General features: G+C 55.1%; 23 protein-coding genes. 14 read left to right on the forward strand and 9 right to left on the reverse strand.

Translation table 11 applies throughout. The features are described 5' to 3' along the window. Positions 1-3: 3 nt before the first annotated feature. Positions 4-963 (forward strand): acetyl-CoA carboxylase carboxyl transferase subunit alpha, encoded by a 960-nt coding sequence (accA, locus tag NYE85_RS09375; RefSeq protein WP_259004458.1) that lies wholly within the window; start codon positions 4-6, stop codon positions 961-963. A 107-nt stretch (positions 964-1,070) separates the two neighbouring features. Next, the gene (locus NYE85_RS09380; protein WP_259004459.1) at positions 1,071-3,212 is read left to right on the forward strand and encodes a lysine decarboxylase LdcC; all 2,142 of its coding nucleotides are present in this window, start codon (positions 1,071-1,073) and stop codon (positions 3,210-3,212) included. Between the two features lies 1 nt (position 3,213). On the opposite strand, the gene NYE85_RS09385 is transcribed toward NYE85_RS09380, so the two are convergent. Then, positions 3,214-3,759: a MarR family winged helix-turn-helix transcriptional regulator gene (locus NYE85_RS09385; protein ID WP_259004460.1), complete on the reverse strand. Its 546-nt coding sequence runs from the start codon at positions 3,757-3,759 to the stop codon at positions 3,214-3,216. Positions 3,760-3,906: 147 nt separating this feature from the next. Here NYE85_RS09385 and NYE85_RS09390 point away from each other — a divergent pair, with 147 nt between their 5' ends. The 8 genes from NYE85_RS09390 to NYE85_RS09425 all read left to right on the forward strand — a co-directional run bounded on the left by NYE85_RS09390 (position 3,907) and on the right by NYE85_RS09425 (position 13,576). Beyond that, complete coding sequence (locus NYE85_RS09390; protein ID WP_259004461.1) at positions 3,907-4,140, forward strand: glutaredoxin domain-containing protein; 234 nt, start codon at positions 3,907-3,909, stop codon at positions 4,138-4,140. A 120-nt stretch (positions 4,141-4,260) separates the two neighbouring features. After that, positions 4,261-4,650: a VOC family protein gene (locus tag NYE85_RS09395; RefSeq protein ID WP_259004462.1), complete on the forward strand. Its 390-nt coding sequence runs from the start codon at positions 4,261-4,263 to the stop codon at positions 4,648-4,650. A gap of 89 nt (positions 4,651-4,739) precedes the next feature. Beyond that, on the forward strand, positions 4,740-6,287 hold the full coding sequence (cadC, locus tag NYE85_RS09400; protein ID WP_259004463.1) for a lysine decarboxylation/transport transcriptional activator CadC: 1,548 nt from the start codon (positions 4,740-4,742) through the stop codon (positions 6,285-6,287). A 361-nt stretch (positions 6,288-6,648) separates the two neighbouring features. Next, positions 6,649-7,992 carry a cadaverine/lysine antiporter gene (gene cadB, locus NYE85_RS09405; RefSeq protein ID WP_259004464.1) on the forward strand — a complete coding sequence of 448 codons (1,344 nt, stop codon included), beginning with the start codon at positions 6,649-6,651 and terminating at the stop codon, positions 7,990-7,992. Between the two features lie 93 nt (positions 7,993-8,085). After that, complete coding sequence (gene cadA, locus NYE85_RS09410) at positions 8,086-10,227, forward strand: lysine decarboxylase CadA (protein ID WP_259004465.1); 2,142 nt, start codon at positions 8,086-8,088, stop codon at positions 10,225-10,227. Between the two features lie 187 nt (positions 10,228-10,414). Then, positions 10,415-11,875 carry a dipeptide permease DtpD gene (gene dtpD / locus NYE85_RS09415; RefSeq protein WP_259004466.1) on the forward strand — a complete coding sequence of 487 codons (1,461 nt, stop codon included), beginning with the start codon at positions 10,415-10,417 and terminating at the stop codon, positions 11,873-11,875. Positions 11,876-11,931: 56 nt separating this feature from the next. Next, positions 11,932-13,242 carry a tRNA lysidine(34) synthetase TilS gene (gene tilS, locus NYE85_RS09420; RefSeq protein ID WP_259004467.1) on the forward strand — a complete coding sequence of 437 codons (1,311 nt, stop codon included), beginning with the start codon at positions 11,932-11,934 and terminating at the stop codon, positions 13,240-13,242. A 19-nt stretch (positions 13,243-13,261) separates the two neighbouring features. Continuing rightward, entirely contained in the window at positions 13,262-13,576 is a 315-nt protein-coding gene (locus NYE85_RS09425) for a cytochrome c (protein WP_259004468.1), read from the forward strand. 67 nt (positions 13,577-13,643) lie between these two features. On the opposite strand, the gene rof is transcribed toward NYE85_RS09425, so the two are convergent. Together rof and NYE85_RS09435 are read right to left on the reverse strand one after the other, a co-directional pair. Then, positions 13,644-13,907: a Rho-binding antiterminator gene (rof, locus tag NYE85_RS09430; RefSeq protein ID WP_039991819.1), complete on the reverse strand. Its 264-nt coding sequence runs from the start codon at positions 13,905-13,907 to the stop codon at positions 13,644-13,646. After that, a complete protein-coding gene (locus NYE85_RS09435) occupies positions 13,894-14,094 on the reverse strand; it encodes a YaeP family protein (RefSeq protein WP_039992600.1) in 201 nt (66 codons plus the stop codon). The genes rof and NYE85_RS09435 overlap by 14 nt, the downstream gene beginning before the upstream one ends. Positions 14,095-14,297: 203 nt before the next feature. On the opposite strand from NYE85_RS09435, the gene NYE85_RS09440 reads away from it, so the two are divergent. From NYE85_RS09440 to nlpE, 3 genes are read left to right on the forward strand one after another with little or no spacing between them, the layout of a single operon-like run. Beyond that, on the forward strand, positions 14,298-14,846 hold the full coding sequence (locus tag NYE85_RS09440; RefSeq protein ID WP_259004469.1) for a YaeQ family protein: 549 nt from the start codon (positions 14,298-14,300) through the stop codon (positions 14,844-14,846). A 3-nt stretch (positions 14,847-14,849) separates the two neighbouring features. Beyond that, entirely contained in the window at positions 14,850-15,263 is a 414-nt protein-coding gene (arfB, locus tag NYE85_RS09445; RefSeq protein WP_259004470.1) for an alternative ribosome rescue aminoacyl-tRNA hydrolase ArfB, read from the forward strand. Positions 15,264-15,319: 56 nt separating this feature from the next. Then, positions 15,320-16,003 carry an envelope stress response activation lipoprotein NlpE gene (gene nlpE, locus NYE85_RS09450; protein WP_259004471.1) on the forward strand — a complete coding sequence of 228 codons (684 nt, stop codon included), beginning with the start codon at positions 15,320-15,322 and terminating at the stop codon, positions 16,001-16,003. A 75-nt stretch (positions 16,004-16,078) separates the two neighbouring features. Here nlpE and proS read toward each other — a convergent pair whose 3' ends face one another. The 6 genes from proS to metN form a co-directional block, all read right to left on the reverse strand. Further along, positions 16,079-17,797 (reverse strand): proline--tRNA ligase, encoded by a 1,719-nt coding sequence (gene proS, locus NYE85_RS09455; RefSeq protein ID WP_259004472.1) that lies wholly within the window; start codon positions 17,795-17,797, stop codon positions 16,079-16,081. Between the two features lie 120 nt (positions 17,798-17,917). Next, entirely contained in the window at positions 17,918-18,625 is a 708-nt protein-coding gene (tsaA, locus tag NYE85_RS09460; protein ID WP_259004473.1) for a tRNA (N6-threonylcarbamoyladenosine(37)-N6)-methyltransferase TrmO, read from the reverse strand. Next, a complete protein-coding gene (rcsF, locus tag NYE85_RS09465; protein WP_039991820.1) occupies positions 18,622-19,026 on the reverse strand; it encodes an Rcs stress response system protein RcsF in 405 nt (134 codons plus the stop codon). The genes tsaA and rcsF overlap by 4 nt, the downstream gene beginning before the upstream one ends. A 178-nt stretch (positions 19,027-19,204) precedes the next feature. Further along, complete coding sequence (locus NYE85_RS09470; protein ID WP_259004474.1) at positions 19,205-20,020, reverse strand: MetQ/NlpA family lipoprotein; 816 nt, start codon at positions 20,018-20,020, stop codon at positions 19,205-19,207. A gap of 58 nt (positions 20,021-20,078) precedes the next feature. Continuing rightward, positions 20,079-20,732: a methionine ABC transporter permease MetI gene (locus NYE85_RS09475; RefSeq protein WP_259004475.1), complete on the reverse strand. Its 654-nt coding sequence runs from the start codon at positions 20,730-20,732 to the stop codon at positions 20,079-20,081. Next, the gene (gene metN, locus NYE85_RS09480; RefSeq protein WP_259004476.1) at positions 20,725-21,756 is read right to left on the reverse strand and encodes a methionine ABC transporter ATP-binding protein MetN; all 1,032 of its coding nucleotides are present in this window, start codon (positions 21,754-21,756) and stop codon (positions 20,725-20,727) included. Before metN ends, NYE85_RS09475 begins: the two co-directional genes overlap by 8 nt. A 186-nt stretch (positions 21,757-21,942) precedes the next feature. Between metN and gmhB the strand changes: the two genes are divergently transcribed. Beyond that, positions 21,943-22,506, forward strand: a complete 564-nt coding sequence (gene gmhB, locus NYE85_RS09485) for a D-glycero-beta-D-manno-heptose 1,7-bisphosphate 7-phosphatase (RefSeq protein WP_259004482.1) — start codon at positions 21,943-21,945, stop codon at positions 22,504-22,506. Positions 22,507-22,652: the final 146 nt, after the last annotated feature.

Genomic DNA, 22,652 nt, shown 5'->3' on the forward strand with positions numbered 1-22,652 from the left:
GCTATGAGTCTGAATTTTCTTGATTTTGAACAGCCGATTGCAGAGCTGGAAGCGAAAATTGACTCGCTGACTGCAGTCAGCCGTCAAGACGAAAAATTAGATATTAATCTGGACGAAGAGGTTCAGCGCCTGCGTGAAAAGAGCGTTGAGCTGACGCGCAAGATTTTTTCCGATCTTGGGGCCTGGCAAGTTGCCCAATTGGCACGCCACCCGCGCCGTCCTTACACCCTGGATTATATCAAACACATCTTTACCGACTTCGAAGAGTTGGCCGGCGACCGCGCCTATGCCGATGACAAGGCGATCGTCGGTGGAATCGCGCGTCTGGACGGTCGGCCGGTGATGATCATCGGACATCAGAAGGGCCGTGAAACCAAAGAGAAAATCCGCCGCAACTTCGGTATGCCGGCACCGGAAGGTTACCGCAAGGCGCTGCGCCTGATGGAAATGGCGTCACGCTTTAATATGCCGATCATCACCTTCATCGACACCCCGGGCGCCTATCCGGGCGTGGGTGCAGAAGAGCGCGGCCAGTCGGAAGCGATTGCTCGCAACCTGCGTGAGATGTCGCGTCTACAGGTACCGGTGATCTGTACGGTTATCGGCGAAGGCGGCTCCGGTGGCGCGTTGGCGATCGGCGTTGGCGACAAAGTGAATATGCTGCAGTACAGCACCTACTCGGTGATCTCGCCGGAAGGCTGCGCCTCGATTCTGTGGAAAAGCGCTGACAAAGCGCCAATCGCCGCAGAAGCGATGGGCATCACCGCGCCGCGTCTGAAAGAACTGAAGCTGATTGATTCGGTGATCCCGGAACCGCTGGGCGCGGCTCATCGCGACGTACCGGCGATGGCCGCATCGTTGAAGGCACAACTGCTGGCCGATCTGACCGATCTCGACGGGTTGAACACCGAAGAGTTGCTCAATCGCCGCTATCAGCGCCTGATGAACTACGGCTACTGCTGATAAGCGCCTGCCACACCAAACCGCCTCCGGGCGGTTTTTTTATGTCTGCCTATTTTGCTTTATGCTTTATAAGGTTGTATTGGCCGTTTACTGACAGGAGCAGCACGATGAATATTATCGCGATCATGAGCCCGATGGGCGTTTACTACAAAGATGAACCGATACGCGAGCTGCACCAGGCGCTGTCTGTCATGGGGTTTCAACTGGTGTATCCGCAAGGCAGTGCAGACCTGCTAAAGCTGATTGAACACAATGCGCGCATCTGCGGCGTGATTTTCGACTGGGACGAGTACAGTCTGGAACTGTGCAGCGAAATCAACGAGCTGAATGAATACTTGCCGCTGTATGCGTTCATCAACACCCATTCCACCTTCGACGTCAGCCTGCATGAAATGCGCATGGTGCTGTATTTCTTTGAGTACGGCCTGAATGCGGCGCAGGATATCGCCCAGCGCATCCGCCAGTACACCGACGAATACGTGGATACCATCACGCCACCGCTGACCAAGGCGCTGTTCACCTACGTCAAGGAAGGAAAATACACCTTTTGTACGCCTGGCCATATGGCAGGCACCGCGTTCCAGAAAAGCCCGGTCGGCTGTCTGTTCTATGACTTCTTTGGCGCCAATACGCTAAAGGCCGACGTGTCGATTTCGGTGACCGAACTGGGCTCGCTGCTCGATCATACCGGCCCGCACCTGGAGGCCGAGGAGTATATCGCCCGGACCTTTAACGCCGAGCAGAGCTATCTGGTGACCAACGGCACCTCGACGGCCAACAAGATTATCGGCATGTACGCGGCGCCGGCGGGCAGCACGGTATTGATTGACCGCAACTGCCACAAGTCACTGTGCCATCTGTTGATGATGAGCGATATCGTACCGATTTACCTGCGCCCGCTGCGTAATGCCTACGGTATTCTCGGCGGCATCCCACGTCGGGAGTTCAGCCGGGAGAGTATCAGCAGTCGCATTGCAGAAACCGCCAATGCCAGTTGGCCGGTGCATGCGGTGATCACCAATTCCACCTATGACGGCCTGCTGTACAACACCGACTTTATCAAGCAGACGCTGGAGGTGCCGTCGATCCATTTTGACTCCGCCTGGGTGCCTTACACCAATTTTCACCCCATCTATGCCGGCAAGAGCGGTATGAGCGGCGAGCGTATCGCCGGTAAGGTGATCTACGAAACCCAGTCGACGCACAAATTATTGGCGGCGTTCTCCCAAGCCTCGATGATACATATCAAGGGGGATTACGATGAAGGCACCTTCAATGAAGCCTATATGATGCACACCACCACCTCGCCGCATTACGGCATTGTGGCATCGATGGAAACCGCTGCGGCGATGCTGCGCGGCAATCCGGGGCGGCGCATGATCAACCGCTCGGTAGAGCGCGCGCTGCATTTCCGCCGTGAGGTGCAGCGGTTGCGAGCGGAAAGCGACGGCTGGTTCTTTGACATCTGGCAACCAGAGGAGATCGATCAGGCCGAATGCTGGGCGCTGTCGCCAGACGAAAACTGGCATGGTTTCGGCAACACCGACCGCGATCATCTGTTCCTCGATCCGATCAAGGTGACCATTTTGACACCCGGCATGAATGAGTTGGGCGGGTTGGCGGAAAGCGGTATTCCGGCGGCGCTGGTGGCCAAGTATCTCGACGAGCGAGGTATCGTGGTAGAAAAAACCGGTCCCTATAACCTGCTGTTTCTGTTCAGCATCGGTATTGATAAAACCAAGGCGATGAGCCTGTTGCGCGGTTTGACCGATTTTAAACGCGCTTTCGATCTTAACCTGCGGGTGAAGAACATGCTGCCGGATCTATACGCTGAAGACCCCGACTTCTACCGCAATATGCGCGTCCAGGATCTGGCCGCCGGCATCCATCGGCTGATTTGCCAGCACGACTTGCCGCGCCTGATGCAACGCGCGTTCGACGTTTTGCCGCAGATGTGTCTGACCCCACATCAGATGTTCCAGCAGCAGGTGCGCGGCAACGTTGAAACCTGTGAAATAGATCAACTGATCGGCAAAGTGGCGGCCAACATGATCTTGCCATACCCGCCAGGAGTGCCGTTGGTGATGCCAGGAGAGATGATCACCGAAGAAAGCCGCGCGGTGCTGGATTTTCTGCTGATGCTGTGTTCGATTGGTGAGCGTTATCCAGGGTTTGAAACCGACATTCATGGTGCCAAGCTGACCGACGACGGGCGCTATCTGGTGAAGGTGCTGAAAGATCCGCTGTGATTCAGGCAAACTCGCGACAGATAAGCCGCTCGCTGTCGTGCGGTAACGACTCATGCGTCAGGCCGCAAAAGCCGTGCCCTTCGCGCCGTTGATGGTAGCGGCAGCGGTGGCACTCACCGAACAGCGCAGCGTCGCCTTGTTTTTGTAACTGGCGCAGCAACTGCGTCAGTAATTCCAACAGGTTATCGCCGTCGTTGCCCATCGCCTGCTGCGCCTCGCGCAGATAGGCCGGTGGAAACAGCGCGTCCATCAATTCACGCGCTTTGTCGGTCAGCTGCAATCGTACGCTGCGGCGATCTTTAACGTCCGCCATCCGGGCGATCAGTCCGTTACTCTCTAATTTTTTTAGCGACTGCGACACCGTACCCTTGGTGAGTCCAAGGTAATCCGCCACCGCCATCGGCGTGTTGGAATAGTGATTGCAGCGCGCCAGATAATACAGCGCACTCAACTGCACCGGCGGCAGGGCGGCCAGCTCCTCATGACTGCGCAGCCAGCTGCGCTGCAGGCTATTCAGACGTTCCAGCAAATCAAACAGTGTCAGCATAATCCCCTCAATATTGTCGCTAGATAGTATCGATTGAAAACTATATTGACAAGCGGCAGGGATGACCTTATCGTGCATTTGGTTTTGATTCGAAACTAAATGGGTGAGGGTCAACTTACCCACAGGGTCACAACAAGGAGAATTAACATGACTAAAGCCGTTTTCTATCATGCCGGTTGCCCGGTTTGCGTGAGTGCAGAACAGCAGTTGCTGGCACTGCTGCGTGATGATGTCGCAGTGAATGTGGTGCATCTGGGCGAGCAGCCGGCCTATATTGCCGATGCCGAACGGGCTGGGGTAAAAAGCGTGCCTGCGCTGGTGGTGGATGGACAGGTGTTACATATCAACTTTGGTGCGGCGCTGGCAGATCTGCCGGGTTAACTACGGTATTGCTTCAAGCCCCGTCTCAGCGGGGCTTTTTGCTATTCGGCCTTTTGCCAATTGACCTTGGTTGGACTCATCGCCTAACGTAGCTCATCCAACCTTACATCAGGAGTTAGCATGTTGGCTTTACGTCAGGTGCATCACATTGCAATCATTGCGTCCGATTATGCCGTCAGTAAGCACTTTTATTGCCAGATACTGGGCTTTACCCTGCAAGGCGAGTTTTATCGCCAGGAGCGCGACTCCTGGAAGGCCGATCTGGCGCTGAATGGCCAATATACCCTCGAACTGTTTTCCTTCCCGTCACCACCGCTGCGCGTCAGCCGCCCGGAAGCTTGCGGCCTGCGCCATCTGGCGTTTAGCGTCGACGATATCGAGCAGTCGATTGCGCATTTACAGGCTGCCGGCGTAGCATGCGAAACGGTACGCGTCGATCCTTATACCGGGGCGCGCTTCACATTCTTTAGCGATCCCGACGGCTTGCCGCTAGAGTTATATGAACAATGAATGCTTAATCGATATGGCGCAGCCCAAGTCGCAGGCGGTTATGGTATCATCGCGCGCTTGCTTCGTGTCCCCTTTGAGTTATTTCCGCCATGCAACAGCCTGTATTTCGCGTCGGAGAGTGGCTGGTTACTCCAGCAAATAATCAAATCAGCCGTGATGGGCGTCAGAAGACGCTGGAGCCACGTTTAATCGATATGTTGTTCTATTTTGCTCAGCATCCGGACGTGGTGCTGAGTCGTGATGAACTGATCGATAACGTCTGGAAACGCAATATCGTCACCAATCATGTGGTGACGCAGAGCATTTCCGAACTGCGCAAGTATTTGAAAGACGGTGACGGCAACGGTCGTGAATATATTGTCACCGTGCCTAAGCGTGGTTATAAGCTGGCTGCACAGGTCATGTGGTGTGAAGAAGGTGAGCTACCGCCGCCGGCAGCGCCGCAGGTGGCAGTAATTACCCATGAGCCGGAAGATGGCGGCGAGGATGAGGTGCAAGACTATATTCCGCCACGGCCGACGGCAAAACCGGTCGAATCGGCGCGTAGCGGCACGCGATTTTATCAACGCTCGCCATTTTGGGTATGGTTGAGCTTCCTGGCCGCACTCAGCGCCTGCGTGGCGTTTGTCGGTATTGCTACCTTGTCGCCGCGGGTGCCGGTGGCAACCATGCCGATGCTGCTTAATCCGCGTGATATCGATATCCGCATTCAGGGTGGCAACAGCTGTAGCAACTGGATGCCGCAGCTTTCCTACGTGGTTGGCCTCAGTGAACTGATTGCCGATTCGCTCAATACCTACTCCACCTTTTTGGTTCACGATCACACCAACTATAACTACGGCGGGCCGAGCAGCTCGGGTAAATCGCTGACCATCGAATTCGTCAATCAGCGTCACTACCGCGCCCAGCAATGCTTCCTGTCGGTAAAGCTGGTGGATAACGCCGATAGCGCAATCATGCTGGATAAACGTTACTTTATTACTACGGACAATCAGCTCAAGATCCAGGCCGATTTGCTAAACAGTATGTCGGTGGCGCTGAAACAGCCGTGGCCGCCGCAGTTGCTAAAGCGTCTGAACGCTGTACTTCCGCAGCAGGGGCCGGCCTTGCAGCAGTTTTATCAGGCGCATCAGCTGCTGATTCAGGGAGACGCAGATTCCCTGACGCGTGCCAGCGAACTGCTCAGCGCGCTGATGAAAAGCGCGCCTGATTTTGTCTATAGCGGGGCAGAAAAAGCGCTGGTTGACGTATTAAGAAACTCATATCAACCGTTTGACAGCCAGCAGTCGCAGCAACTGCGTGATGAAATCAAGCGGCTGGAAGGCCTACCGCAATTGCAAGACAGTCCTATCTTGCAGCAGATATATACCGTGGAAGCGCTGGGGCAGGGGAGAATCGACGACGCCTACCGATCAATAAATAAGGCTATCGACATGCAAATGTCATGGATTAATTATGTTCTGCTGGGCAAGGTTTATGAAATGCAGGGGCGAAATCATTTAGCAGCAGATTCTTATATCACCGCTTTCAATTTGCGCCCTGGGGAAAACACCTTGCATTGGATAACAAATGGCATATTCCAAACCTCAATTTCTGCCGTTGTTCCTTATTTAGCTCATTACGACGCCGATAAATGACCTTATCATGGCTCTCGACGAGCGCAGCGCTGCCGAGAGCGTTATATTTATTGTGGCGTTTTGTTGTCGTTATGTAATTTAATAAGCGTCTGGTAGATTGTTGTTTTTTTCATTTGTTAATTTTTTTAACTTAACTAATATGCTGTTTTTGTTGGCTGTTTACCTTTTCTTGATATGCGCTTGGCATCTTTATATGTTACTGCGAAACCTCAAGTTATCATTTGTATGAACATGAGCGTAATATCACTTTATCTTTAGGATTTTATATTCTCGTCTGTTTAACATTCTGAGCATCAAGTCGGGGTGCTGATGGTTGGTTTATCGCCCCGTCTTATAAAAAATGACACTCAGGAGAACAGACATGGCTTCATCCAAGAAGATAGGGCTTATTGCCTGCACCGGCGTGGTCGCCGGGAATATGATGGGGAGCGGGATTGCGTTATTACCCGCGAACCTGGCAAGTATCGGCTCCATTGCCATTTGGGGCTGGGTGATATCTATTATTGGTGCGATGTCGTTGGCCTATGTTTATGCCCGGCTTGCGACTAAAAACCCACAGCAGGGTGGTCCTATTGCCTATGCCGGGGAAATATCGCCGGCCTTCGGCTTCCAGACCGGCGTGCTGTATTACCATGCCAACTGGATTGGCAATCTGGCCATCGGCATTACCGCCGTTTCCTACCTCTCCACCTTCTTCCCCGCGCTGAATAATCCGGTACCGGCAGGTATTGCCTGTATCGCCATCGTCTGGGTATTTACCTTTGTCAATCTGCTAGGCGGATCCTGGGTCAGCCGTTTGACCACACTCGGGCTGGTGCTGGTGCTGATCCCGATTGTAGTGACCGCCATTGCCGGCTGGCACTGGTTTGACGTCGCTACCTATCAGGCGAACTGGAATACCTCCACAACCACTGACAGTCACGCGGTGGTCAAAAGTATCCTGCTGTGCCTGTGGGCCTTCATCGGCGTGGAATCCGCTGCGGTCAGCACCGGCATGGTAAAAAATCCGAAACGCACCGTACCGTTGGCCACCATGCTGGGTACCGGTCTGGCCGGCATTATCTATATCGCCGCCACCCAGGTATTGAGCGGCATGTACCCTGCCAGCCAAATGGCCGCCAGCGGCGCACCGTTCGCCATCAGTGCGTCCACCATTATGGGCGGTTGGGCTGCGCCAATGGTTTCTGCCTTCACCGCCTTCGCCTGCCTGACCTCGCTGGGCTCGTGGATGATGCTGGTAGGCCAGGCCGGGGTTCGCGCAGCCAATGACGGTAACTTCCCGAAAGTGTATGGCGAACTGGATAAAAACGGCATACCGAAGAAAGGCCTGCTGCTGGCCAGCTGCAAAATGACCGCGTTGATGGTGTTGATCACCCTGATGAGCTCCAACGGCGGCAAGGCATCCGACCTGTTTGGTGAACTGACCGGCATCGCGGTACTGCTGACCATGCTGCCTTACTTCTACTCATGCGTAGACCTGATTCGCTTCGAAGGCGTCAACGTTCGCAACCTGCTGAGTCTGATCGCTTCCATCTGCGGCTGTGGTTTCTGCTTCATCGCCTTGATGGGTGCCAATTCGTTCGAACTGTCCGGCACCTTTATCGTCAGCCTGATCATCCTGATGTTCTACGCCCGGAAAATGAATACCCGTCAGGTTGCCAACGCGGCGGCCCTTGAAGACAACGCAGCGGCCAAAGCGCACTGATCCACCGCCTCTGACCGACCGATATTACCCCAGCCTCTTCTTTCCGACCTGTCTCGTGATGGGAAGCGGCTTGCTTTGCCAGGAGAAATGCTTATGAACGTTATCGCCATCATGAATCACATGGGTGTCTACTTTAAAGAAGAGCCGATCCGTGAACTGCATCAGGCGTTGGAAGGACTGGATTTCCGCATCGTTTATCCTAACGATCGCGAAGACCTGCTCAAACTGATCGAAAATAATGCCCGTCTGTGCGGGGTGATTTTCGACTGGGATAAATACAATCTGGAGTTGTGTGAAGAAATCAGCCAGCTCAATGAATACATGCCGCTTTACGCCTTTGCCAATACCTACTCGACGCTCGACGTCAGTCTGAACGATCTGCGCATGCAGGTACGTTTCTTTGAATACGCGCTGGGCGCGGCGCAGGACATTGCTGCCAAAATCAAGCAAAACACCGATGAATACATCGATACCATTCTGCCGCCGCTGACCAAGGCACTGTTCAAATACGTGCGAGAAGGCAAATACACCTTCTGTACCCCTGGTCACATGGGGGGCACCGCGTTTCAGAAAAGCCCGGTCGGCAGCCTGTTTTATGATTTCTTTGGCGCCAATACCATGAAGTCTGACGTGTCTATTTCGGTATCGGAACTGGGGTCGCTGCTGGATCACTCCGGCCCGCACAAAGAAGCAGAGGAGTATATTTCCCGTGTGTTCAACGCCGAACGCAGCTACATGGTGACCAACGGCACCTCTACCGCCAACAAAATCGTCGGCATGTACTCGGCGCCGGCGGGCAGCACGGTGCTGATTGACCGTAACTGCCATAAATCGCTGACGCACCTGATGATGATGAGCGACATCACGCCGATCTACTTCCGACCAACCCGTAATGCCTACGGCATTCTCGGCGGCATCCCGCAGAGCGAGTTCAGCCGCGCTACCATCGCCAAACGGGTAAAAGAAACGCCAAACGCGACCTGGCCGGTGCATGCGGTGATCACCAACTCGACCTACGATGGTCTGCTATATAACACCGATTTTATTAAAAACACCCTGGACGTTAAATCCATTCACTTCGATTCTGCCTGGGTGCCGTATACCAATTTCCACCCGATTTATAAAGGCAAGTGTGGTATGAGCGGCGGCCGTGTGGAAGGCAAGGTGATTTATGAAACCCAGTCCACCCATAAACTGCTGGCGGCATTCTCACAGGCATCGATGATCCACGTGAAGGGCGACATCAACGAAGAAACCTTCAATGAAGCCTATATGATGCACACCACCACCTCACCGCATTACGGCATCGTGGCGTCGACCGAAACCGCTGCGGCGATGATGAAGGGCAATGCCGGTAAGCGTCTGATCAACGGTTCGATTGAACGTGCCATCCGCTTCCGCAAGGAGATCAAACGACTGAACGTTGAGTCTGACGGTTGGTTCTTTGACGTTTGGCAGCCGGAGCATATCGATGAGCCGGAATGCTGGTCGCTGCGTTCAGACAGCGCCTGGCACGGGTTCAAAAACATCGATAACGAGCATATGTATCTCGACCCGATCAAGGTGACCATTCTGACGCCAGGGATGAGCAAGGAAGGGACGATGCAATCGTTCGGCATCCCGGCCAGTATTGTGGCCAAGTATCTGGATGAACGCGGCATTATCGTTGAAAAAACCGGTCCGTATAACCTGTTGTTCCTGTTCAGTATCGGCATCGACAAAACCAAGGCGCTCAGCCTGCTGCGTGCCATGACCGACTTCAAACGCTCGTTCGATCTGAACCTGCGGGTGAAAAACATGCTGCCGTCGCTGTATCAGGAAGCGCCTGAATTCTATGAAAACATGCGCATTCAGGATCTGGCGCGCAATATCCACCAACTGGTAGAGCAGCATAACCTGCCGGATCTGATGTACCGCGCCTTCGAGGTGTTGCCAACCATGGTGATGAACCCGTATCAGGCATTCCAGAAAGAACTGCATGGCGAGGTTGAGGAAGTGTATCTGGAAGATATGGTTGGCAAGGTCAATGCCAACATGATTCTGCCATACCCTCCAGGTGTGCCGTTGGTCATGCCAGGTGAAATGCTGACCGAAGAAAGCCGGCCGGTACTGGAGTTCCTGCAAATGCTGTGCGAAATCGGCGCGCATTATCCGGGCTTCGAAACCGATATCCACGGTGCCTACCGGCAGGCGGATGGCCGCTACACCGTTAAGGTTTTGAAAAACGATAAGTAAGGCCAGCGGTACCCGACATGGTTGACGATGCATCAAGGCGGCTGAGAACACTGGCGATGAATAGACGCAAGTCCATGAAGCGTAAAAGTGCAGGCAACGTGAGGGCAGCGTGATGATGACGGGTACAGAGGGGAAGCGTTCGCGCTTCCCTTTTGCCGTGCAGTTCATCGACTGATGGGAGAAAACCATGAAAACACCCTCACAGCCGCGCGCAATCTACTATGTCGTAGCGATACAAATTTGGGAATATTTCAGCTTTTACGGCATGCGTGCGTTACTTATTCTCTATCTGACCCACCAACTCGGCTATTCTGACAGCCATGCCATCAATCTCTACAGCGCCTACGCTTCTCTGGTTTATGTTACGCCGATTCTCGGCGGTTGGCTTGCCGATCGCCTGCTGGGCAATCGCATCGCGGTGGTTGCCGGTGCGGCGCTGATGACGCTCGGCCACGTGGTTCTTGGTCTGAGCGCGGTTTCCAGCCAGTCGCTGTATCTGGCGCTGGCGATTATCGTCTGCGGTTATGGCCTGTTCAAATCCAATATCAGCTGCCTGCTGGGCGAGCTGTATCAACCGCACGATCCGCGCCGCGAAGGGGGATTTTCGCTGTTGTACGCTGCGGGCAACGTCGGCTCGATCCTGGCGCCGATCGCCTGTGGACTGGCGGCGGAGCATTACGGTTGGCACGTTGGCTTTGCCCTGGCGGGTATCGGCATGTTTGCCGGTCTAATGATATTTCTGTCCGGCAGCCGCCATTTTCAGCATACCCGTGGCGCCAATGTCGCATTGATGCGCAGCAAAACGGGTGGTTTGCCGCATTGGGGCTGGCTGCTGATTGCATTGTTGCTGTCGCCGCTGCTGTTTACCTTTTTGTTTATTCACGACCTGGCCGGTTATTTGCTGGTTCTGGTGTGCCTGGCTGCGGTAACGCTGGTGGCGCGCATTCTGTGGCGGGTGGATGCGGCGCAGCGGCGTGCGCTGTGGCAGATCGTCATACTGATGCTGGTGGGTACGCTGTTTTGGGCATTTGCTCAGCAGGGCGGCAGTTCGATTAGCCTGTTTATCGATCATTTCGTCGATCGACGCTGGTTGTCGTGGCAGGTACCCACCGCATTATTCCAGTCGGTGAACGCCTTTGCGGTGATGCTTGGCGGCGTGGCGCTGGCCTGGTTGCTGAGCGCGGAGGGCGAGGGTAATCGTACGTTGCGTATTTGGTGCAAATTTGCCTTTGGACTGCTGTTGATCGGCGTGGGGTTTATGCTGATGGCGCTCAACGCACGGCTGGGGCAAATTAACGGGCAGGCATCGATGGGGCTGATGATTGCCGGCTTGGCCATGATGGGCTTCGCCGAACTGTTTATCGATCCGGTGGCAATGGCGCAGATCACTCGCTTGAACATCCCTGGTGCCACCGGCGTACTGACCGGCATTTATATGCTGGCGACCGGTTCGGTGGCCAATTACCTGGCGGGCATTATCGCTAACCAGATGACGCAAGATAGCATCGGCGGCGCGGCGATCCAGGCCTACGGCAGCATGTTCAGCCAGATTGGCTGGGGGGCGGCCGGCAGTGCGTTGGTGGTGATTGCCGTACTGGTCGGTTGGTGGATGGTCGTCCGCCGCCTTGGCCGGGTGGTTAATGCTTGATTGTTCGGGGGCGGCAGGGTTACCGTGCAGCAATGTGGATGTGATAAAGCCGAACAATGAAGACCAATCAATTAGTGACGCAGCTCGCAGAACAGCTGGGCGAGCACCGGCAATGGCTGGTGGCGTTCAGCGGCGGGCTGGATTCCAGCGTATTGCTGCACCTGCTGGTGCAACTTCGCCAACGGCAGCCGGAGCTGCAACTGCGAGCGGTGCATGTGCACCACGGCCTGAGCGCCCTGGCCGATGACTGGGTCGCGCATTGCCAGCGGCAGTGTGCCAGTTGGCAGGTGCCGCTGGTGGTGCAGTATGTCCAGGTGGAGAGGCGCGACGGTGGGCTGGAGGCGGCGGCGCGCACGGCGCGCTACCGGGCGCTGCAACAGACGCTGTCGACCGGAGAAGCCCTGCTGACGGCACAGCATCTCGACGATCAGTGCGAAACCTTTCTGCTGGCGCTAAAGCGCGGTAGCGGGCCAGCGGGGCTGGCGGCAATGGCGACGCTCGGCGCACTGGGCGACTCCCCGTTGCTGCGTCCGCTGCTCGGCGTGAGTCGCCAGCAATTGGAACAGTATGCCGAGCGGCACCAACTAGACTGGATCGAGGATGATAGCAATCAGGATGCACGTTTTGACCGTAATTTTCTGCGATTGCAGGTCCTGCCACTGTTGACGCAACGCTGGCCGCATTTTGCCTCTGCTGCTGCCCGCAGCGCCAGCCTGTGTGCGGAGCAAGAGCAGTTGCTTGACGAACTGCTGGCGGAGCAGTTGCAGGCGTTGACTGACCAAGAGCAGGCGATTGCCATCGACGGGTTACAGGCCTGTTCTGCCCCGCGGCGCTTTGCATTGCTGCGCCGCTGGATAGCGCGCGCTGGTTTCACCATGCCATCGCGCGAGCAGTTGCAACGGCTGTGGGACGAGGTAGCACTGGCGCGCGACGACGCGGAACCACAGCTGCAGCTGGCCCATTATCAGATTCGCCGTTACCGCCAGCGTCTGTACCTGCTGCCGCCGCTGGCGGATCTGCGCACGGTGCATTTGCCCTGGCTCGACGCGGCGACGCTCGGTTTGCCGGATGGCCTGGGCAGCATCAGTCGTGGCGAAGGGGAGATTATCGTGCGCGCACCGCAGCCGCAGCAGGCGGTGAACGTGCGTTTTGGCGTCAGCGGCAGGTTGCGCATCGCGGGGCGTAGGCACTCGCGTTCGGCTAAAAAACTGTGGCAGGAATTGGCGATTGCGCCCTGGCAGCGTGAACGTATTCCGTTGATCTATTATGATGATTGCCTGATTGCCGCATTAGGGGTTTTTATCACCGAGGCTGGACAACCGGTGGCGGATGACCCTGTATGGCGGCTGCGCTGGAATAAAAAATAAGTATCCCAAAGGAAGAACCATGAAATTTGTCAGTGCTCTGACGGTGACGCTCGCCGTGTTCAGCCTGCCGGCTCTGGCCGCTGGCGATGCCGCAGCCGGTAAGGATAAATCAGCCAGTTGCCTCGTCTGCCACGGTGCGACCGGCAAAGTGTCGGTGCCGATGTACCCTAATCTTGCCGGGCAAAATGCCATGTACCTGGAGCACGCGTTGCAGGCCTATAAAAGCGGCCGCCGTTCCGGTGGTCAGGCGGAAGTGATGCGGGCGTACGTTTCCGGATTGTCGGACGAGGACATCGCCGATTTGGCGGCGTATTACGCCAGTCTGAAACCCTAACGACGACCAGTGCAGAAATGACGAGGGCAGCCATTGGCTGCCCTGTGGGATGGGGTTACCGTGTGGCTCAGTCCGAAAGGCTGACGACCACGGTACCGATTTGCGGATGACTGAAACTCTTGATGTGGTCCAGGCGCAGGCTACGCGCGCTGCCGCTTTGATCGATAATCAGATACTCGACGCCCTTGGTAAACTTCAGCTCGCTGGCCTTGCCTTCAAGCGTTTCTCCGTCGCGTAACTCCAGCGTCAGAATGTAGTTATGCTGACAGGCGAGTTCCAGGCTTTCATAGTCATCGCAATTGATGGATTGGTACTCATCATTCATCAACATAGTCGCTCACCAATAAGTTAGCGGCGGCAAAGGCCGCCTGTTCCCTAACGGAGGACGGGAGTGCGCTATTCGCAGCAACATCGTCCAATGCCTTTAATACACATGCTAGCGCATCGGGCACGTAGCCAAGATCCCCACTGCCTATCTCGGCGTAAAAACGGCGTACTAACTCGCTGTATTGTTGCACAGTTACCTCCCTTAAGAACCTCTACGTCATTGACGGCCCTGATGCAATGAAATTCAGGCTCTCAGAGTGTTAACCTATCCTAGACGACTATAGCACAGGTGTTATTAAGTTATCAGCACCGTACCATATCGACAACGCCGAGCTTTCTCAGCGGAAACAGGTGAAATCAAGTACACTGTGCCCTGAAAATAATGAGGTTACCCATGGCGTTGAAAGCAACTATTTATAAAGCCACGGTCAATATCGCCGATATGGATCGTCACTTCTATCATGATGCTATGCTGACCATTGCTCAGCATCCATCAGAGACCGAACAGCGGATGATGCTGCGCCTGCTGGCGTGGATTTGCCACGCTGACGAACGGCTGACGTTTACCAAAGGGCTTAGCGCCGACGACGAACCGGAAATCTGGCAGCGTAATGACCATAACGGTCTGGAAATGTGGATCGAAATGGGGCTGCCGGATGAAAAGCGTATCAAAAAAGCCTGTAACCAGTCGCCACGGGTGGTGGTGTATGCCTATGGCGAACGGGCCGCTCGCGTGTGGTGGCAGTCGATGCAAAGTAAAGTTGCTAATCACAAAAACCTGAGCATTCGGTTTCTGGATGATGAACAATTGGCTCGTCTGACGGCGCTGGCCAATCGCAACATGACGCTGCAAGCAACGTTGCAGGAGGGAACTATCTGGCTGTCTGATGCTCAGAATAGTCTGGAAATCCAGTTTGCCGAGTGGCAACAGGCGCAGGGGTAACCGTTGCTCGAGCTGTCAAAAAGCGTCGCCATAGCGGACCACGAGATTGAACTCACGGCCATTCGCGCGCAAGGCGCCGGCGGCCAGCATGTGAATAAAACCTCAACCGCCATCCATTTGCGCTTTGACATCCGGGCCTCCAGCCTGCCAGAGTATTATAAAGACAGGCTATTGGCGCTTAATCACCATTTGATTACCGGCGACGGTGTGGTGATTATCAAGGCTCAGGAATACCGTAGTCAGGAATTAAATCGCGAAGCGGCACTGGCTCGTCTGGTGGCGCTGATTGGTCAGGCAATGGTGGTGGAAAAAACACGCAAAGCGACCAAACCCAGTAAAGGCGCAAAAAAACGCCGGCTGGAAAACAAGGTGCGCAAAGGCGCGACAAAAGCGTTGCGTGGCAAGGTCCGCCCGTAAGGAATTTGGGTTATTCCCGTCATTATTGAAGGGAAGAGCGCAGTAGGAGAATAACTGTGAAGAAAATAACAATCGTGCTGTTTCTAGCCGCAGGCGCACTCTCTTTATTAGGCTGTAACAATCATTATCAGCCCAAGGAACAACCGCTGCAGCCCATGCAGCAAAGTTATCAGGGCGTACTGCCTTGTGCCGACTGTTCTGGTCTGGAAACCTCATTATTCCTTGATGAAGACGGGACCTTCATCCTGCAGGAAACCTACCTTGGCGGTAAGGATGGCGATCGCGCGTATGCCAGCTACGGTAGCTGGGCGCGCACCGCCGACAAGCTGGTGCTGACGGATAACAACGGCGAAAAACGTTATTTCCATCCGCAAGGCAAGGACCTGGAGCTGTTGGATCAAAGCGGCGCGCCGATCGACTCGACGCTGAACTACCGCTTGCAGCCGGTAGAGAAAAAACTGCCGAACACGCCAATGCCGCTGCGTGGCAGCTATCGTTACATGGCGGATGCGGCGGTATTTAAAGACTGCGCCACCGGCAAGACCTTCCCGGTGGCCAATAACCTGGCGCTGGAGCAAGGCTATGCCAAGGCCGGTGCCGAAGGCGGCGAGCCGGTATTCCTGATGCTGAACGGCCACTTTAGCGTACAGCCGTCGATGGAAGAGGGGCAGATGGAGAAAGCGCTGGTGCCGGACGGGCAAATCAGGTTCGATAAAAACCAGAACTGCGCCAGCCGATAAGCGAAACGCGAAAAAAACCCGCCAAGGCGGGTTTTTTGTTGGGCTGTCGATTACGAGATAGCGACGGCGTCGAGATTAACGTTGGATCTGCGCCAGCAGATATTCAACGATATCGCCGGTTTTAATCATCTGTTTTTCGCCGACGCGACGATTTTTGTATTCGATCTCGTCACTATCCAGATTGCGGTCGCCGATCACGATCGAGTGCGGCACGCCGATCAACTCCATATCCGCGAACATCACGCCCGGACGCTCTTTGCGATCGTCGAGGATAACGTCGATACCGTGGCTGCGCAGTTCGGCATACAGTTTTTCCGCCAGTTCCTGCACGCGGAATGACTTGTGCATGTTCATTGGCAGAATGGCAACGTGGAACGGCGCAATGGCGTCTGGCCAGATAATGCCGCGGTCGTCGTGGTTTTGCTCGATGGCAGCCGCCACCACGCGGGTAACACCGATGCCGTAGCAGCCCATGGCCAACAGCTGGTTACGGCCGTCTTCACCCTGCACGGTCGCTTTCATCGCTTCCGAGTATTTGGTGCCGAGCTGGAAGATATGGCCCACTTCGATGCCACGCTTGATAAGCAAGGTGCCCTGACCGTCCGGGCTGGCGTCGCCTTCAACCACGTTACGGATATCAGCCACCTGCGGCAGCGGCAGGTCGCGTTGCCAGTTGATGCCGAAGTAGTGCTTGCCGTCAACGTTGGCGCCGGCACCGAAATCGCTCATGGCCGCTACGCTGCGGTCTATCACCACTGGAATCGGCATGTTGATTGGACCTAGCGAACCTGGACCGGCACCGACGATGGCGCGAATTTCTTCTTCGCTGGCGAAGGTCAGCGGTGCGGCCACCTGTGGCAGCTTCTCGGCCTTGATTTCGTTCAGTTCGTGATCGCCGCGCACCAGCAGGGCAACCAGTTTATGGCCGCTCTCTTCTGTGGCGTGCACCAGCAGCGTTTTGACGGTTTTTTCTACCGGCAGCTGGAATTGCTCAACCAGATCGGCGATGGTTTTGGCATTTGGCGTATCAACGACGCGCAGTTCTTCGGTTGCTGTCGCACGCGGCTGCGCCGGCGCGACGGCTTCGGCCAGTTCGATGTTGGCGGCGTAATCGGAACCGGTCGAGAAGACGATATCGTCCTCACCGCTGGCGGCCAACACCTGGAATTCATGGGACGCGCTACCGCCAATCGAGCCGTTATCCGCCTGTACCGGACGGAAGTCGAGGCCCATACGGCTGAAAATCTTGCTGTAGGCCTGGTACATGGCATCGTAGGTCGCTTGCAATGATTCCTGAGTGGTATGGAACGAATAAGCGTCCTTCATCAGGAATTCGCGTGAACGCATGACGCCAAAGCGTGGGCGAACTTCGTCGCGGAACTTGGTCTGAATCTGGAAGAAGTTCAGCGGCAGCTGCTTGTAAGAGCTGATTTCATTGCGAATCAGATCGGTAATCACTTCTTCATGGGTCGGGCCGAGCACGAACGGACGCTCGCCGCGGTCGACAAAGCGCAGCAATTCCGGACCGTACTGCTCCCAACGGCCGCTTTCCTGCCACAGATCCGCAGGTTGCACCACCGGCATGGAAACTTCGATCGCATTGGCGTTATTCATTTCTTCGCGAACGATGTTCTCAACTTTTTTCAAAACCCGCAGGCCGGTCGGCAGCCAGGTATAAAGACCGGAGGCCAGTTTGCGAATCATCCCGGCGCGTAGCATCAGTTGGTGGCTGATCACTTCGGCATCGGCAGGTGTCTCCTTCAGAGTGGAGAGCAGATATTGGCTAGTACGCATGGTGTTTTGGTTCCGTTAGAACTGCAAGTTGCAACGGGCAGCCAGAGTGGCGGCCAAAATAGTCAAAAGTGGTTTAGTTTAACAGCGTGTGCCGGTTGTCAAAAGAGAGAGCGAGGAAATTTAACGGCGTTCGAGTGAAAGTACTTCGCTCAGCCCGTCAACCACCCGCCAGCGCACGTTGAAATCCAGCAGCCAGACCGCGTAATCACGTTCGTTCTTCTCGCCTTTGCGGTAGGCGGGGCGCGGGTCTTGCGCCAGTACCTGGCTGATAAAACGGCGCAGGTTGGGGTAGCGTGCCAGATTGTCGTTCAGCTGCTGTTCCGCCTGCGGCGAAAAGCACACCGGCATATCGGCTGGCGGGGCATCCTGTGCAAAACCGGCTATCGCCTGCGGCTGGCTTTCAGCAAACGGCAGATAGGGCTTGATATCCACCACCGGCGTACCGTCAACCAGATCCAGGCTGCCCAGTTCCAGTACCACTTCGCTGCCTTTAATGCGGATGCCGGACAGCTCAACCAGTGACATGCCTAGCGGGTTGGGGCGAAAGGTCGATCGGGTGGCAAATACGCCCACGCGGGCATTGCCGCCGAGGCGTGGCGGGCGCACGGTTGGCCGCCAGCCGCCGTCCATGGTTTGATGGAAGATAAACATCACCCATAGATGGCTGAAATCGCCAAGACCGCGAACCGCCTCTGCCTGGTTGTAAGGCGGCAGGAGAACCAGCTCTCCGCCACCGTCTTCCACCAGTCCCGGCTGACGGGGTACGGCGAATTTTTCCTTGTACGGTGAACGGATAGTGCCGATCTGATTAAAGACGAACTCGGTCATTTGGACGAGACGTTAAGTGCAGAACCCTGGCAAACGGCTTGTTGATAACAACCGGCTACGCCGCTGACAATCTGGCAGTCGTGCAGTAATACGGCGTTGGCCTTCATGTAGGACGCACGGATCTGCATGCGTTTACGTGCGGTTGCCATGTTCGGCGGTGAATCCTGGACGGTGGTTTGACAAGACTCGCCAGATACCTCTCCCAGATCGCGGAACGGCTTGCCGACCAGCTCTTCGGCGCTTTTATACAGTTTGACCGGCGCCGGGCGCGCTGCAGGTGTGGTTTTGCTTGGCGTAGTCGCCGTTGGTTTGCTGGTACTGTTTGTTGAGGTTGGCTCGGTACGCAGCATGGAACAGCCACCCAGCGTCAGTGCTAACAAACAGAGAGGTAAAGCACGCATGGAAATTCCTCTGCCTTTGATAAAATAAAGTGGCGCTATTGAAGCAATCTATGGTGGAAATAACAAGACGGGCCGCAGCCCGTCTTGCAATTATAGGAATAAAATAGCGTGGTGTGGCTTGTTAGCCGAGGTTTATTCGGATGTCAGCCCAGATTCTCTCGACCGTTTGGCCATTGAATCACCAGCCTTTTACCGCACCACCGTTGAAGATTTTGTTGGCAGCGTCGTTAACTTCATCAGACTGATAAGCCTGAACGAATTTCTTCACGTTTTCTGCGTCCTTGTTATCTTCACGGGAAACCAGCAGGTTGACGTAAGGGGACTCTTTGCCTTCAACAAACAAACCGTCTTTCGCCGGGGTCAGGCCAATCTGGCTGGCATAAGTGGTGTTGATAACTGCCAGCGCGATCTGCTGATCGTCCAGTGAACGAGGCAGCTGTGGCGCTTCCAGTTCGACCAGCTTCAGGTTTTTCGGGTTCTCGGTGACATCCAGCACGGTTGGCAGCAGGCCAACGCCGTCTTTCAGTTTGATCAAACCTTCCTGTTGCAACAGCAGCAGTGAACGGCCCAGGTTGGTTGGGTCGTTAGGCAAGGCAATTTGCGAGCCCGGTTGCAGTTCGCTCAGCGATTTGATTTTTTTGGAATAACCGGCAATCGGATACACAAAGGTATTGCCGACCGACACCAGTTTATAACCACGATCCTTGATTTGCTGATCCAGGTAAGGTTTGTGCTGGAAGGCATTCAGGTCGATATCGCCCTTGCTCAGCGCTTCGTTTGGCAGTACGTAATCGTTGAAGGTCACCAGTTCAACGTCAAGACCGTATTTGTCCTTGGCGACTTTTTGCGCCACTTCCGCTACCTGCTGCTCGGCGCCGACGATAACGCCCACTTTGATATGGTTTGGATCTTTTTCATCCTGACCGCAGCCTGTCAGAGCCAGAGTGCCGATCAGTGCGCCGATTGCCGCGATGGATTTAAGTTTTAACGACATATCTCTTCCTCTTTAGACTCGCATAAGTAATGCGCCGGTGAGCGCGTTGCTGTGAAACTTATTTATGGGTAACGGTTTTAACGATTCGATCGCCACAGAACTGAATCAGGTAAACCAGTACTACCAGTAATATTAATACCGTATTCATAACTGTAGCGTTATAACCAATGTATCCATACTGATAACCAATTTGTCCCAGGCCGCCAGCGCCGACCGCGCCGCCCATCGCCGAATAGCCGACCAGGGTAATCAGGGTAATGGTGGCGGCGTTGACCAGGCCCGGCAAGGCTTCGGGCAGCAACACTTTCTTGACGATTTGCATTGGGGTTGCCCCCATGGCGCGTGCGGCCTCAACCAGACCAGACGGGATCTCCAGCAGCGCGTTTTCAACCATGCGGGCGATAAACGGGGCCGCGCCAACGGTGAGTGGCACTATCGCCGCCTGCAGGCCAATCGAGGTGCCCACGATCATGCGGGTAAAGGGAATCATCCACACCAGTAAAATGATGAAGGGTATAGAACGGAAAATATTCACCAGGCCCGACAACACTTTATACAGCGCCGGGTTGGCGATGATTTGTCCCGGGCGGGTAACATACAGCAGCACGCCAACCGGCAGGCCGATGACAAAACCGAAGAAACCCGAGACAAAGGTCATCATGACGGTTTCCCATACGCCACGCGCCATTAACCACATCATTGCCTCAGACATAACCCAGAACCTCTACTTTTACCTGATTTTCTTGCAGGAACTTAATCGTCGCCAGTGCGTCTTCATCGCTGCCGTGCAGCTCGGCCAGCATCACGCCGAACTTTACTCCACCGGCGTAATCCATTTGCGCACTGATAATGTTGTTGTTGACGTTGAAGCGGCGAGCGGCTTCCGACAGCAGCGGTGCATCGACCGACTGGCCGGTGAATTCCAGGCGCAATAGCGGTTGACGATCGCCGGTGCGGTCCGGGCTCAGACGCAATGCGTAGTCGTCAGGAATATCCAGATGCAACGTGGATTGAATGAATTGCTGTGCCAGTGGCGTCTTGGGATGTGAGAACACTTCACTAACGCTGTCTTTTTCAATCAATTGGCCCTGGCTGATAACGGCAACCTGATCGCAAATGCGCTTTACCACGTCCATTTCATGGGTGATCAGCAGAATGGTCAAGCCGAGGCGGCGGTTGATGTCCTTCAACAGTTCCAGAATGGAACGGGTGGTCGCCGGGTCCAGTGCGCTGGTGGCTTCGTCACACAGCAGCACCTTGGGGTTGCTGGCCAGCGCACGGGCGATCGCCACGCGCTGTTTTTGCCCGCCGGACAGGTTGGCGGGGTAGGCGTCATGCTTGTCTGACAGGCCGACCAGCTCCAGCAATTCGCTGACGCGCTTTTTGACATCCGCGCGCGGGGTGCTATCCAGTTCCAGCGGCAGCGCAACGTTGCCAAATACCGTGCGGGAGGACAACAGATTAAAGTGCTGGAAGATCATGCCAATCTGGCGACGGGCGCGAGTCAGTTCGCTTTCCGACAGCGAGGTCAGATCCTGCCCGTCAACCAGTACCTGGCCGGAGGTAGGGCGCTCAAGCATGTTGGCGCAGCGAATCAGCGTGCTTTTACCGGCGCCGGAGGAACCGATAACGCCGTAGATCTGACCGGCAGGGACGTGGAGAGTCACGTCTGACAGCGCAGTGATGGAGCGCGAACCCTGCTGAAACACTTTGGTAATGTTAGAAAGTTTAATCATATTCTTCTTATTTTAGCGTGGTTGCCCGTGGCTAGATAAAAGTAAACCCTGGCGTGGAACCAAGGTATGCTCAGATGTTAAGGCGTCTAGACGTCCAAGTCAACGGGCAAGGTTGTTCTCTAACGTTCTCAGCATAGGGCAAACATGCGATACTGTGTGCGTTTTCAGGTCCTCAGGAGTAAACCGGTGACACAACGCGTTCCAGCTATTTTCTTAGATCGTGATGGCACGATAAATGTCGATCATGGCTACGTCCATGAAATCGATAATTTCCAATTTATTGACGGTGTGATTGATGCATGTCGTGAGCTAAAAAAAATGGGTTTTGCCCTGGTGTTGGTGACCAACCAGTCCGGCATCGCGCGCGGTATGTTCAGCGAAGAGCAGTTTATGCAGCTGACCGAATGGATGGACTGGTCGCTGGCCGACCGCGAGGTCGATCTCGATGGTATTTACTTCTGCCCACATTTACCTGATGCCTCGGTAGACGCATACCGTCAAACCTGTGACTGTCGTAAACCGCAGCCGGGCATGCTGTTGCAAGCACAGCAAGAATTGGACATTGATATGGCTGCTTCTTATATGGTTGGCGATAAAGTGGAAGATATGCTGGCGGCGGCGGCAGCGGGCGTTGGCACGAAAGTCTTGGTGCGCACCGGTAAACCGGTAACCGAAGACGGTGAAAAACAGGCGGATTGGGTGCTCGATAGCCTGGCTGACCTGCCCGAGGCGATTAAAAAGCGGATTTAATCGGCATTGTGACTGAATAGTGAGCGGTCGGAAGAAAAGTGAATATTAATCCTTGTTATTCTAAACCGGCTCCCTATAATGCGCCTCCATCGACACGGCGCAAGTGATTCACTTCACAAAGCGGCCGGGACGAAAGAGAAAAAATC

The sequence above is a fragment of the Serratia sp. AKBS12 genome (genome assembly GCF_024793895.1).
Taxonomy (GTDB): Bacteria; Pseudomonadota; Gammaproteobacteria; order Enterobacterales; family Enterobacteriaceae; genus Serratia_F.